This window comes from Desulfoconvexum algidum (assembly GCF_055382125.1).
Window position 1 is genome coordinate 6,013,575 of the sequence record NZ_AP042394.1, and the last position, 13,812, is coordinate 6,027,386.

The following is a 13,812-nucleotide window of genomic DNA, read 5'->3' on the forward strand; positions in this document are numbered from 1 at the left end:
CTTATCCTCCGTCAGGATCAGGGTCAACCGAAGATATCACAGGAAAAGTCAGGGTGAATGCAGCGCCTTCTCCTTCCCGGCTGTCAATTTTTATTGTCCCCTTATGGTTCTTGACCACGCCATGCACAATGGACAGTCCAAGCCCTGTACCCTGGCCGACATCCTTTGTGGTAAAAAAAGGATCGAACAGGTTATCCCTTAATTTTTCCGGGATGCCGTACCCGGTGTCCCGGATTTCAACACAGGCATTGTTTAAAGCCGTATCCATCCAGGATCTAACAACCAGGTCACCGCCGTCCGGCATGGATTCATTGGCATTGAAAATCAGGTTCAAAAAACATTGCTGAAGCTGGTTAATATCCCCTTCAACCATTAACGGGGCAGGGTACAGGTCTGTTGTAAGTTTAATATTCCCAAGTTTCAGCTTATGCCGGGTAAGGGAGAGAACCGCATTTAAGACTGCATTTAAATCGATATGCTTATGTTCCAGACCAGATTCCCTGGCAAAGAAAAGCATACCGGAAACGATATTGCCACAGCGTTCAAGTTCAGTTGACATGAGTGCGAGGTGGTTTTTGAATTTTTTTAACTGATCCTCCCCCGGGGGCCCGGCAGTTAAAATATCCAGCATATAATCACAAAAAATCAAAACCCCCTGGATGGGGTTGTTAATTTCATGGGCGCAACTGGCTGCGAGTTTGCCCAGGGAAATCATCCGGTCTTCCTGGACCATTTTCTGGATATCGGATTTGAATTCTTTAACCCGCTTATTCCACCGGTCTGAAAACTCTGCTGTAATATCCCGCCAGAACTCGACAACCTGTATAACATCGCCATCGTCATTCTTAATTGGATAGGTGGTAAGGTTGCAATACATCCGATGACCATCCGGCCCCGGATGGTCATGAATCACATGGGCATTTTTGCCGGTCCTTAAGGTTTCCAGCATGGGGCATTTCACTCCGGGAAAAGCGCTTGAACAGGGGGCATTTATCCCGTGGGAAATTTCATAGCAATGGGAGCCGATAACCTTGTCCTTTGTTTTTTTTACTGCATTGAGATAGGCATCATTGACATCAAGAATAATAAAGTCCGTATTGATGATAACAATGGCAGCCGTACTCTGCTGGATCAATAAGTTGGAAAAGGTTCTTTCGGCAACAAGTTTTTTTTCGGTTGATTTCAACCGCTGGTTTGTATCCAGCAGGTTGCGCAGTATTCTGCTGATATTGTACTCAAGGACACCGACGCCTTTGGGTTTCAAACGGATGATTTCAAGGAGTACATTCCGGCTGCCCGTAAGCTCCAGAACACTGTCAAGATGGGCGATATTCAACAAATCATGGAAATCATCGGTGGTATAAATCCCCATTTTTTTGGCAAGCAGGATCCCTTCTGCTGTGGCATTCTTATCGCACACCCCCAGTATTTTGATATCGAAAAAAGGAAAAGGATCATTATTGATCAGCTCAAGAAAAAACCGGCAGGTCCGACCGCCGCCCACAATGGCGATATTAAGTGAAAAGGTCTCTGCTTGATTCCCGGGAGTATTGTTTATCGTCTCCATCTGAAAACCTCCAGTAAATTTAGGATATCCATAAACGCTCCTGAGTTGTTTAGGAATCCTTTTGAATTACATCCTAGTGTATAATTTAAAATTCATTCAAACAACTTTTTTTTAAAAAATGTTAAATACCCATATTTTGATATCAATCATCTTAAGGTTGTATTATGTAAACTCTATTGATAAGATTTCTATCTGGATATAATCCATATCAACGATGTAATGACACCCTGAAACCGGATAAAAAAACAAGGACACACAAGATGGCGGTATATCAGTATGGTCAAAGAATACCTCAAATTGGACGAGACTCATATATCAGTGATTCTGCAAGGGTCATTGGAGATGTAACCATTGGTGACAATTGTTATATCGGTCATGGCGCCATTGTCAGGGGGGATTATGGCAAAATCATCATCGGCACGGGGAGCGCCATAGAAGAGAATGCCATTCTCCATATCAGACCCAATGGGATTCTTGAACTGGAAGACAGAATTACCGTAGGGCACGGGGCTATTATTCATGGCAAATTGATAAAATCCCATGCAGTCATCGGAATCGGTTCGGTTATTGGTTTTGATGTCGTTATAGGGGCATGGTCAATTATCGCGGAGGGGTGTGTAGTTCCCCAGAAAACCATTATTCCTGATGAAAAAATCACCGGCGGTGTTCCCTTCAAAATCATTGGAGATGTCCAGCAAAAGCACAAGGATTTCTGGACATATGGAAAACAGCTCTATATTGATCTTGCAAAGGAATATCCTGAAAAATTGAAACGGCTGTAAGTCAGCCTTTTCAATGGGCACAATCCTAAAGGGAACGCGTCAGTGGAGTAATTTTATAAAGTATTTGAGTTTTGACAGAATCTCAGAATCTGTATCAGAATTTTTTACAGATAAACTTTTCATTTTTTTTCCTGAAAACGCCATGATTTTTTTGCTGGTTTTCACATCCCCCTTGCCTGCAAACGTACAAAAGCAGGCCAATTGAGGAAAGCTGTCCTTGTTGTTCCGAACATAGGTCCCCAGGGCGGGGGGTGGATTACCAAACCACACAGGTGATCCCAGGATGACAAGATCATATTCTCCTGGGGAGTATTCCAGGCTTTTTATCATGGTTTTTCTTCCGAACAGGGAGTCAATGCCTCCGCCCAGATTCCCCCAAAATCCCTTCCGGCTTTTCATATCAACAATTTCTTCCATGTCGCAATTTAGATTCTGTTTTAACAGGCTTGCAATTTTGCGGGTTGTACCCGTTCTTGAGTAAAAGGCGATCAATATTTTTTTCATCCGCTCCCCCATAAACAACTTGAAATATGAATCCGATTCCGTTCAATCCTGCACTAAATTTATTTAAGAGCCAATATCAATATTCATACCGCCTGTAAAGAAACATTCCATTCTCCCTATGATTTATGGGAATCCCCTACCCGAGAATACCAGGCACATAAACTCAAGCCAAGGGTGACGCAGTTGGTATGAGGGATATCTCCTAACCTGGACAAGCCAGAACCAAAAAGGTTTCATTTAATAATAAGCGAATGTATAATGGATATCCAATAAGAAGGAGTTGGTCAATACCCGTGCCTAATAATCCCAAGGAGACTGATATGATTACAAGTCTGCATGTGTTGTTAACCTATACCTGTCCTTTTGCCTGTGACCATTGTTTTTTGTTCTGCGGCCCTGAACGAACCGATTTATACGGGAGGTCCAAAGCTTCGGGGACGTGCCGTGGAAACCCTGGTAAAGGATCTGCCCACCAGGCCATGGCGTGAATTAACAACATGTCTGATGGAAAATTTAAAAGATCCCGGTCGGGTTCATATCGATCCTTTTGGCAATGTTCATGTCTGCCAGGGACTGAGTTTTTATTCTCCCAAATAGGCTTCCCGAATTTTGGGGTTTTGAAGAAGGGAACTGGCCTTGTCTTCCAGGGTAATCTCCCCGGTTTCAACCACATATCCCCGGCTGGCAGCCTGAAGGGCCAGGTTGGCATTCTGCTCCACTAAAAGAATGGTGGTGCCGTCCTCTTTATTGATATCGGCAATAATCTCAAAAATCTGCTGGATAATAATAGGGGCAAGGCCCAGGGACGGCTCGTCTAAAAGCAGCACCTTGGGTTTGGTCATCAAGGCCCTTGCAATGGCCAGCATCTGCTGTTCACCTCCGGAAAGGGTTCCCCCGTGCTGTTTACGCCGCTCTCCCAGGATGGGGAACAAATCATAGGAATGCTGAATATCCTTGGCAATCTGATCTTTGTCATCCCGGTGAAACGCCCCCAGGATCAAATTTTCTTCCACGGAAAGCCTGGGAAAAATTCGCCGGCCCTCGGGAACCTGGCACAGTCCCATGGTGGGCAGTTTTTCAGGGGACACCTTGTTGATCAGTTTCCCCTCATAGTAAACCTCTCCTCGCTCCACGGGAACAATCCCGCAGATGGTCATCAGGGTGGTGGATTTACCGGCACCGTTTGCCCCGATAATGGCCACGATTTCTCCGGGCATGACATGCAGGGAGATTCCTTTCAAGGCCTTGATGGAACCGTATCCGGAATGAACATTTTTTAATTCAAGAATGGGTTGATCGCTCATGCTTCCTATCCCTCCTTTTCTTCGGATCTGGTTCCGACCCGCTTGGCTGGTATGAGACCGGACGGCCTGAACAGCATCATGATAACCATGGTGGCACCAAAGACCAGCATACGATAGGACTGAAACTCGCGAAAAACCTCGGGCAGGGCAACCAGGGCGATAACCCCCAGAATTATCCCGGGGATAGATCCCATCCCGCCCAGAACCACCATGCACAACACCATGGCAGATTCAAGAAAGGTGAAACTTTCCGGGGATACAAATTTCATCCGGGCGGCAAAGAATGCACCGGCAAGCCCTGCAAAAGACGCCCCCATGGCATAGGCCAATAGTTTGTAAATAAAGGTATTTACGCCCATGAGTTCAGCCGCAGTCTCATCCTCCCGGATGGATTCCCAGGCCCGTCCCACCCGTGAATAATTCAGTCGGCGCACGGCAATGGCCGCAAATATGGCCAACCCAAGTGCAAAATAATAAAACAGCTGTAGTTTTTTCACCCAGATATGCTCAAAGGTCAATCCGTTTTCAAATATGGGGATATAGATCCCAATGGGATTGATGCCAAGTATTCCGTTGGGACCGTTGGTAAGCGTCATCCAGTTGTTGAGAATAATCCGGATGATCTCCCCAAACCCCAGGGTCACAATGGCCAGATAATCGCCGCGCATGCGCAGGGTGGGATACCCGACGACACAACCGGCAAGACAGGCAAACAGGGCTGCAAATGGCAGGCAGACCCAGAAGGCCAATCCATAGGTAACATTTAACAGGGCATAGGTATAGGCGCCCACCCCGTAGAATGCAATATACCCAAGATCCAGCATACCAGCCAGGCCCACCACGCAGTTGAGGCCCAGACCCAGACAGATATAGAGCATGACATTAATGGCCACATCTGTGCCGTAACGGCCTGCAAACTGGGGATACACAACTGCAACTCCCAGGATCAAAGCGATCCAGACCCAGGTGGGAAAGGCAGCTGTTGCAGACTTTGCGCCGTCTGCAACCCGGGACATGGGGTTTGAAATAAATTTTAAAGAACCGCTGGCTTTCATCACATAGATCATGAGACAAACCAAAGATCCTGCCAATAGATAGGTCCACACCGTCACGGTTTTCTGGAAGGTCAGGGTACCATCTGCATGGATCCCCAAGAGCGGCCAGAGTAGGCCCAGAAGCCACAACATGCCGATGGTATATTGTTTCCAAACTTTCTTAAACTCGTGTATCATCGATATTCTCACCCATAATTCCAGTTGGTTTAAAATAAAGCACCGCAATCAGTATGATAAATGCGAACACATCCTTGTACTCGCCTGAGATATAGCCTGCACCGAAGATTTCGACCATCCCGATAATCAAACCGCCGATCATGGCACCGGTAATATTCCCGATCCCCCCCAGTACGGCCGCGGCAAATGCCTTGATGCCCGGCACAAATCCCATGTCATATTTGACCGACCCGTAATAAAGGCCATACATAATACCGGCGGCGGCAGCAAGCCCTGCACCAATAGCGAAGGTCAGTGAAATAATTCTGTTGCTGCTGATGGCCACCAGAGACGACATGGTCTTGTCCTGGGCCGTGGCCCGCATGGCCATTCCGATTTTGGTTTTGAACACCAACAGGTTGAGACCCACCAACAGAAGGGCGGTCAGGGAGACGATCAAAATCTGGAGATAGGAGATGGTGATCATGCCGAAATCGAATCTTCCCTGGAATAGCTCACTGGGATACACCTTGTCGTAAACCCCCTGGGTGAGCATCATCCCGTTGGAAAGAAAGATGGACATGCCAAGGGCAGACAAAAGCGCCGCCAGCCTGGAGTTTTTCCGCAAGGGTTTATAGGCGATCTTTTCTACGCCGATGGCAAGGTAGGCACAATAGGCCATGGCAATCATAAAAGAGGCTGTCAGGCAGATTATCGGGTGGGAATCCATGTAACCGATCCCGGCAAAATAAGCCAGGGCAATGGCACCCACATATCCGCCGGCGGCAAAAAACTCGCCATGGGCAAAGTTAATAAGCTGAATCACACCGTATACCATGGTATACCCCAGGGCGATCAATGCATACATCCCGCCCAAAGTTATACCGTTAATCAACTGCTGAATAAAATATTCCATTGTATTTAATTTTCTTACCCTTGCTTCGTAGGTGGACAAAAAGATACGGCCAAGGCAACGGCCAAGGCCGCATCACTTTTTAACCAAATCAGCTACACAGTTATTTAATCAGACCATTGACCGGTTCCCAATAGGGAACAAACTTGCCATCAACAATTTTATAGGCAATATAGGAAGATCCTGAATCACCATTGGCTGCAAATTTAACATGCTTTGCAACGCCCTGAAAATCAAGTTTCATTAGTTCGGCTTTAACAGCCTTGGGATCTGTGGTGCCGGCAGCCTTAATGGCTTTTAAAAGCGCAGTGGCTGAATCATAGGCATAGGTCGCATAGGCAGCAACCTTTCCATATTTGGGAACATATATTTGCTCAAAGGCTTTGTATTCAGGGATGGTTTGATCTGTAAACCCATAGGTCATATAAACCCCTTCGGCTGCTTGCTTGGCAACATCCATGAACCGGGGCTGGAACATGGCATCATTGGTAACAATCTGGGATGTCATGCCCAGGCGTTTTGCCTGGATTGTCATCATGGCAGCAGGAGAAAACCCCTGGAGAGACATGAAGAAGACATCTGCATTGGCCCTTTTGGCCATGGTCAAAATCGCTGAAAAGTCCTTGTCTCCCTGGTTAACATGCTCATGCATAACAACTTCCATGCCCATTTCACCGGCTGCTTTTTTAACGCCGTCGGCCAGCCCTTGAGAATAGGTGGTTTTGTCATCCACAATAAAAATGGTTTTCGCGCCCAAGGATTCTTTCATGAATTTGGCTGCTGCAGGGGCCTGGTCATCATCTCGTCCGCACATTCTGAACATGTAGGGAAGTCCGCGGTCGGTTACTTGTTCGTTGGTGGAAGCAGGCGTGATCATGATGATATCTTCTTCGGCCAATACGTCCGAACCCGGGATGGTGGAAGATGAACAATAGGCGCCCACAACACCGGCAACCCCAATGTTGAGAAGTTTATTGGCGGATGCAACGGCCTGTCTCGGGTCACAGGCAGTGTCTTGGGGGAAAAGTTCAATTTTGTCGTAACCCGGGATTCCACCGGCTGCTTCAAAAACTTCAATGGCTGTCAGGACACCATTTTTAATGTCGGTTCCATCCGAAGCGTAGGGGCCAGTCAAGGGACTCATGGAGCCGATTTTCAAAGTTTTTGCAGAAACGGTGCAAAATAGAAACGGAACCAAAATCAATCCCATTGCCAAAATTGAAATAATGCGTTTTTTCATCTTTTCCTCCTAAAAAAATTATTGGTTAGCGGGCTGACCAAGATAGGCCTCAATCACCTTTGGATTATTCTGAATTTCCTGGGAATTTCCTTCGGCAATCTTGACACCATGGTCAACACAAACAATATGATCACACACGCCCATGACAACTTTCATGTCATGCTCCACCAGGAGCACGTCAATGCCCAGGTCTTTGATGCGTGAAATGTCCTTCATCAATTCTGAGGATTCGCTGGGATTCATGCCGGCGGCGGGTTCGTCCAGCAGCAATACTGCGGGTTCAGACGCAATGGCCCTGGCAATTTCAAGCCGCCGCTGCAACCCATAGGGAAGGCTGGATGCCACGTCATCGGCATATTTTCCCACCCCCATAAATGTCAGGGCTTCCAGGGCTTTTTCCCGTATCCAGGCTTCTTCCCGCTTCTGGGAAGGAGTTCTTAAAATAGAACCGACAATTCCTTTGCGAGTTCTGCAATGCCTGGCAACCATGGCATTTTCAATGGCGGTCATGGCGGAAAAAAGGCGGATATTCTGGAAGGTTCTGGCAATCCCTTTTTCAAAAATCGTATAGGGTCTGTTGCCAAGGATGCTTTCCCCGTTAAAGACGACATCTCCCCCAGAGGCATGGTAAACACCGGTGAGAACGTTAAAAACGGTGGTTTTCCCCGCCCCGTTTGGCCCGATCAACCCCACGATCCGTCCATTGCCGATGGTAAAACTCAAATCGGATAATGCCAGGAGCCCGCCAAACCTTACGCTGATATTTTTTAGTTCTAGTTGTGCCATAGGAAACATCAATCCATTAAAATAAAATTTTAAAACCTGATAAACCGCTTAAGAAGCGCCTCTATAGCCTATTTGTAGCTTTACGTAGCCCATAAAATTTTTATTGTCAATACCTAAAATGCCTCTCTTGCACAATAAAATAGCAAAAAACCAGTATAAACAAGAGGATATAAAATTGTAATGGTTTAACCATATTAAAACTATTTTCCCCATTTGTTCAAAGTTTACCTTTACATTGACTTTACATTTACATTGACATTGGTGCCAGGGTTTGTCATACTGACAAAAACACACAGGAGACAAGCAAAGCAATAATGAGACCAACGCTTACAGAAAAACAACAAAAACTTTTTGATTACCTGAAACAGGCGCTCACAGCAAACGGTATGGCACCCAGCCTCAGGACAGCGGCCGCAGACCTTGATATCAGCCATGCTGCCGTGGCCCAGACATTGAAAACCCTTGAAGACAAACGCTATATTCGCCGTCAGGGACGGTACAGCCGGACCCTTCATATTTTTGACCCCGCAGAAGATATGGATATAAGTTTTCGTCAAAAACAGGTTCCCATCATCGGAAACATCACCGCCGGCCTGCCCATCTATGCCCACCAGGAATGGGCGGGCAGCATCCTGGTGGATGCCGCCCTATACCCGGGCCAGGATCTTTTTGCCCTCAAAATCCAGGGCCATTCCATGCGGGATACCGGCATTTTGGACCAGGATCTCGCCATCTGCCGCCCCCGGCAATATGCCCATGACAGGGAAATCGTCGTGGCCTTGATCCACAACGAAGAAGCCACGGTCAAAAGGTTTTTCCTCCATCCCGGGTATATCGAGCTTCGCCCGGAAAATCCCGACTTTTCGCCCCAGACTTACCAATTTGATGAAATACTGATCCAGGGAAAGGTTATCGGCATCATTCGCACCCCCCAATCCATGGATTCCGGGCAGGAATAATCCCCCATGGAACGGTCTATCATCCACCTGAACATTGCTGATTTTGCAGCGGCCGTAGAGATTAATCTCATGCCCTCCCTTAAAGGGTATCCCATTATCATAGCGCCCACGGGGTCCCCAAGGGCCGTGGTCTACGACATGAATGACCAGGCCTACTCGGAAGGCATCCGGAAAGGAATGCCCCTGGCCCGGGTCAGACGAATCAACCGGAAAATTAAAATTATCCCCCCGCGGTTCAACCGATATGAACAGGTGATGCAAGAGATCTTCAAAACAAGCCTTGCCTATACCCCAGCCATTGAATCAGGCCTTTGGGACGGCCATCTCTTCTTGGATGTCACCGGAACCCACAGGCTTTTCGGCCCGCCAAGGGATGTGGCCTTAAAGCTTAAACAAGAGATGAAAAAAAAATTGGGCCTGGATCCCATCTGGTCAGTGGCCACCAATAAACTGGTGGCCAAGGTGGCCACCCGGATGGTCAAACCCAGGGGCGAATATATTGTGGGACCGGGGCAAGAAGAATCCTTTCTTGAACCGCTTCCCATCACCCTGCTCCCGGGCCTGTCCAAAACAGAGATCCTCCAACTGAGAACCTTCAACCTCTCGTATATCTCCCAGATACGAAGCTTGAGCCTTGCACAGCTTGTTGTCCCCTTTAACCACAGGGCCAAGCTCATCCATGGCCTTGTCCGGGGCATAGACCTAACCCCGGTCACCCAAACATCAGGAAAGGATGTACCCCTCCATGGAGACCATGAATTTGCCGACGACACCAATGAGGCCGACCCACTAAAAAAAGCGCTCTATCTTCTGGTGGAGACCCTGTGCTGCACCCTGCGCAGACAAGACAGGATCGCAAGCCAGCTCTGCCTGACGCTCTCCTATTCCGACGGGCGTCAGCAGGGGATCACGGGGAAACTCTCCCCCCCGACTGCCAATGAGATGGTCATGTTCAGCAAGGCCACCCCCCTATTATTCAGGGCATGGCGCCGGAGAATCCGCATCCGCCATATCCGCCTGACCAGCAGCAAATCGGTCAGACGCCAAACCCAGGCCACCTTGTTTCCGGAAACCCCCAAGGCAGACCAACAGGAAAAAATTTTCAGGGTGGTAGACAAAATTCGAAGCAAATTCGGCACATACGCCGTCTGCACCGGGCAAACCCTGGCAAATTCATCCGCCCAAACCGGTTAGCCGTATGATCCCCTTAACCCTTCGGTCCCATTACTCCCTGATGTGGGGAACGGCTTCGGTGAAACAGCTTTGCCGGCAGGCAAAGCTGTTTGGATACACCCAAATTGCCCTGACAGACACAGACAATCTCTACGGTATGTGGTCTTTTATTGCCGCTTGCAAAGAGTTTGATATTACCCCGATCATTGGCGCCGAGGTCACCGACCCGAATCTGGCCCAAAGGGCCATCTGCCTGGTTAAAAACAAGGAAGGGTACCAGAACCTCACCCGATTGCTGACCCAGCGCCACACTAAAAATTTTTCCCTGGCCCATTGCCTGCCCCCCCTTGGCAGCGGTTTGGTGGTTCTCACCCAATCCCCTGAGCTTCTAACCGCCTGGCAGGACCAAGGCCTGGACCTGGCCGCAGCGCTTCCCAGACACCCTCTCTCCCTAAGTCATCCCCTGTGCCGGACAGCCAGGCGACTGAACATCCCCCTTGTGGCCACCCCGGGCAATTTTTTCCTGAATCCCAAAGAGATACACACCCATGCCATGCTCAGGGCCATTGACAAAAACACCTGCCTCAGCCGCCTGGGTGTGGCTGACCTGGCACCTGCCTCAGCATTTTTGGCATCTGCTGACCATTATCGCAAACGGTTTCAACTCCTTCCCCAGGCAATTGAGAACACCTGGATGCTGGCGGAAAAACTCACCTTCAGGGGCCCTGATTTTGGAACGGTCATGCCATTGTTCAAGGAAAAAACGGCCCGGGACGCCTGCATCCTGCTGCGGAAAAAAACCTTTACCGGTGCGTTAAGGCGTTATGGGCAACCCCTTCCGGGCGAGGTTATCACCCGCATCGAGCATGAACTATCGATTATTTCACAGAAAAACTTTTGCGGATACTTTCTGGTGGTTCAGCAAATTGTACAACGGGCCTCCAGGATCTGCGGCCGGGGTTCCGGGGCCGCTTCCATTGTGGCCTATTGCCTGGGGATCACCAACGTCTGTCCCATAAAATTCAATCTCTATTTTGAACGATTTTTAAACCCGGGCCGCCAGGACCCGCCGGATATTGACGTTGATTTTGCCTGGGATGAGCGGGAGGGTGTTTTAAACTGGGTCCTGACAAAATTCAAGGGTCATGCGGCCATGGTGTCCAGCCACATCCTCTTTCAACCCCGCATGGCGGTCCGGGAGGTGGCAAAGGTCCATGGCCTGCCGGATCAGGAGATACAAAAGATCACAAGTCGGCTGCCCTGGTTCTGGAACCTCGATGAAGCTGCCGAAGCGTTATTGACCCGTATCCGAAAAAACCCGAAATTTCGAGCCCTTGATTTTCCCCACCCCTGGCCTGGAATCCTGGCCCAGGCCCAGGCCATCATCGGCACCCCCCGTTACCTGTCGGTACACCCCGGCGGGGTTGTCATCACCCCGGATCCCATTGACACCTATGTGCCAATAGAAACCGCCCCCAAGGGCATCCCCCTGATCCAGTGGGACAAGGAGGGAGCAGAAGCAGCCGGTCTCGTCAAAATCGACCTTCTGGGCAACAGAAGCCTGGGGGTCATCCGGGACTGCATTAAAACCATTGAATCCGACCAGGAAGCGTTCACTGATTTTTCTCGAGACGACCCGGAAGATGACCCAAAAACCCAGCAACAGGTGGCCCTGGGGAACACCATGGGCTGCTTTTATATTGAAAGCCCTGCCATGCGCCTGCTCCAGAAAAAATCAAAGGTGGGTGACTTTTCCCATGTGGTTATTCACACCAGCATTATCCGGCCGGCAGCCAACGAATTTATCAATGTTTATCTCAAACGATTGCACACGGGTGAATGGGACCCCATCCACCCGCTCATGGAAGATCTCCTGAATGAAACCTATGGCATTATGGTCTTCCAGGAAGATGTTTCCAAAGTGGCCGTTCATCTGGCAGGATTCACCCATGCCCAGGCAGATGGTTTAAGAAAAATCATGTCGAAAAAAGACAAGACCCTGGCCCTTGGGGATTATCATACCCGCTTTGAGGAAGGAGCTGGTCAAAAAGGCATCAGCCGAACCGATATCCAGAAAATCTGGGACATGATCATCAGCTTTTCTGGATACTCTTTTTGCAAACCCCATTCGGCCTCCTATACAAGGGTTTCCTTCCAGGCCGCCTATTTAAAGACCCATTACCCGGCCGAATTCATGGCGGCCGTCATCAGCAACCAGGGGGGATTTTACACCCCCTTTGCCTATGTATCCGAGGCCCGGCGCATGGGGGTCAGCATCCTGCCGCCGGACATCCTTGAAAGCCAGATAAAATGGGAGGGTAAGGGCTCCCAACTCAGGGTCGGTTTCATGTCCCTTAAACATCTGTCAGCTGCCACCATGGCGTGCATTGTAAGGGAACGAAAAATATCCCCTTTCCAAGGTCTTGAAGATTTCTTCAACCGGGTTACCCCCCGAAAAGATGAAATCCAAGCGCTTGTCCACAGCGGCTGCCTGGACAGGTTCAGGCGAAACACCTCCAGAAGCGGCCTCTTGTGGGCATTTGCCGCATGGCAAAAAAAAAAGGACAACCCAAAAAAAGAGCCCGGTCTCTTTGACTTCATCCAAATGGATCAAGCTGTAAAACCCATCCCCATCCCGCAACTTCCCCCCGATCACCCGACAGATCTTTTAAGGCAAGAGTTTTCTGTGCTGGGGTTCTTGTGTGCCTGCCACCCCATTCTATTGTTCTCTCGCCCCATCAAAGCGGCAAAAACCCTAAAGGCAAAGAATATTCCCAGACATATCGGCCAAAGGGTGGGGTTTGCAGGATGGCTGATTACGGGAAAAGAGGTTAAAACCAAAAAAGGAGACCCCATGAAATTTCTCACCTTTGAGGATGAAACCGGTATTTTGGAAACCGTATTTTTCCCCAGGGCCTATGAAAAATTTTGTCACGCTCTGGACTATGGGAAACCCTATTTTCTTTTTGGCAAACTTGAATCTGACTGGGGAGCTGTCACCATGACCGTTGAAACCACCCAGCAAATCCAATAAGAAACCACACAAATGTAAGTTTATCCCCACCCTGTCCTAAGATTTATGTTCAAAAAGGGACGCCACAGGCCCACGCCGATAGTTTTAGGTTGATAATCTAATAACTTATATTTTTTATACAAATTTGTGTTTAATTATGTCTCATAAAAATACAAATTTGAAATAAAAAATACGATTTTTTTCTCATCAGATATTTCCTTAACATGCAATTATAAATTTTTATAGTGTAATTCAAAATAGTTATATCTAAAATCCCCCAAGGCGAAACAACAATGGTACAAGATTTGCTGTTTTATATTATTGAATATCATTGAATATTAAATTACAAAAAAGAACCCC

The 13,812-nt window shown here is 48.3% G+C and carries 12 protein-coding genes; 5 read left to right on the forward strand and 7 right to left on the reverse strand.

Annotation, left to right across the window (positions count from 1 at the left end; translation table 11 throughout):
* Position 1: 1 nt before the first annotated feature.
* The gene (locus ACZ45G_RS27090; protein WP_464173702.1) at positions 2 to 1,567 is read right to left on the reverse strand and encodes a PAS domain-containing sensor histidine kinase; all 1,566 of its coding nucleotides are present in this window, start codon (positions 1,565 to 1,567) and stop codon (positions 2 to 4) included.
* Positions 1,568 to 1,827: 260 nt separating this feature from the next.
* On the opposite strand from ACZ45G_RS27090, the gene ACZ45G_RS27095 reads away from it, so the two are divergent.
* Positions 1,828 to 2,349, forward strand: a complete 522-nt coding sequence (locus tag ACZ45G_RS27095) for a gamma carbonic anhydrase family protein (RefSeq protein WP_464173703.1) — start codon at positions 1,828 to 1,830, stop codon at positions 2,347 to 2,349.
* Between the two features lie 39 nt (positions 2,350 to 2,388).
* On the opposite strand, the gene ACZ45G_RS27100 is transcribed toward ACZ45G_RS27095, so the two are convergent.
* On the reverse strand, positions 2,389 to 2,853 hold the full coding sequence (locus ACZ45G_RS27100; protein ID WP_464173704.1) for a flavodoxin family protein: 465 nt from the start codon (positions 2,851 to 2,853) through the stop codon (positions 2,389 to 2,391).
* A 320-nt stretch (positions 2,854 to 3,173) separates the two neighbouring features.
* Here ACZ45G_RS27100 and ACZ45G_RS27105 point away from each other — a divergent pair, with 320 nt between their 5' ends.
* Positions 3,174 to 3,341, forward strand: a complete 168-nt coding sequence (locus ACZ45G_RS27105; protein ID WP_464173705.1) for a hypothetical protein — start codon at positions 3,174 to 3,176, stop codon at positions 3,339 to 3,341.
* A 93-nt stretch (positions 3,342 to 3,434) separates the two neighbouring features.
* Here ACZ45G_RS27105 and ACZ45G_RS27110 read toward each other — a convergent pair whose 3' ends face one another.
* From ACZ45G_RS27110 to ACZ45G_RS27130, 5 genes are all read right to left on the reverse strand, one after another.
* Complete coding sequence (locus ACZ45G_RS27110; protein ID WP_464173706.1) at positions 3,435 to 4,157, reverse strand: ABC transporter ATP-binding protein; 723 nt, start codon at positions 4,155 to 4,157, stop codon at positions 3,435 to 3,437.
* Between the two features lie 5 nt (positions 4,158 to 4,162).
* Positions 4,163 to 5,389, reverse strand: a complete 1,227-nt coding sequence (gene livM, locus ACZ45G_RS27115) for a high-affinity branched-chain amino acid ABC transporter permease LivM (RefSeq protein WP_464173707.1) — start codon at positions 5,387 to 5,389, stop codon at positions 4,163 to 4,165.
* A complete protein-coding gene (locus ACZ45G_RS27120; protein WP_464173708.1) occupies positions 5,373 to 6,284 on the reverse strand; it encodes a branched-chain amino acid ABC transporter permease in 912 nt (303 codons plus the stop codon). Before ACZ45G_RS27120 ends, livM begins: the two co-directional genes overlap by 17 nt.
* A gap of 100 nt (positions 6,285 to 6,384) precedes the next feature.
* Entirely contained in the window at positions 6,385 to 7,521 is a 1,137-nt protein-coding gene (locus tag ACZ45G_RS27125; RefSeq protein WP_464173709.1) for a branched-chain amino acid ABC transporter substrate-binding protein, read from the reverse strand.
* An 18-nt stretch (positions 7,522 to 7,539) separates the two neighbouring features.
* Complete coding sequence (locus ACZ45G_RS27130) at positions 7,540 to 8,307, reverse strand: ABC transporter ATP-binding protein (protein ID WP_464173710.1); 768 nt, start codon at positions 8,305 to 8,307, stop codon at positions 7,540 to 7,542.
* 314 nt (positions 8,308 to 8,621) lie between these two features.
* Between ACZ45G_RS27130 and lexA the strand changes: the two genes are divergently transcribed.
* Genes lexA through ACZ45G_RS27145 form a run of 3 tightly spaced genes read left to right on the forward strand, consistent with a single transcriptional unit; the run spans position 8,622 to position 13,473 of the window.
* Positions 8,622 to 9,266, forward strand: coding sequence for a transcriptional repressor LexA (gene lexA, locus ACZ45G_RS27135; RefSeq protein ID WP_464173711.1), 645 nt, complete (start codon positions 8,622 to 8,624; stop codon positions 9,264 to 9,266).
* Positions 9,267 to 9,272: 6 nt separating this feature from the next.
* A complete protein-coding gene (locus ACZ45G_RS27140; RefSeq protein WP_464173712.1) occupies positions 9,273 to 10,460 on the forward strand; it encodes a DNA polymerase Y family protein in 1,188 nt (395 codons plus the stop codon).
* A 4-nt stretch (positions 10,461 to 10,464) separates the two neighbouring features.
* Complete coding sequence (locus ACZ45G_RS27145) at positions 10,465 to 13,473, forward strand: DNA polymerase III subunit alpha (protein WP_464173713.1); 3,009 nt, start codon at positions 10,465 to 10,467, stop codon at positions 13,471 to 13,473.
* Positions 13,474 to 13,812: the final 339 nt, after the last annotated feature.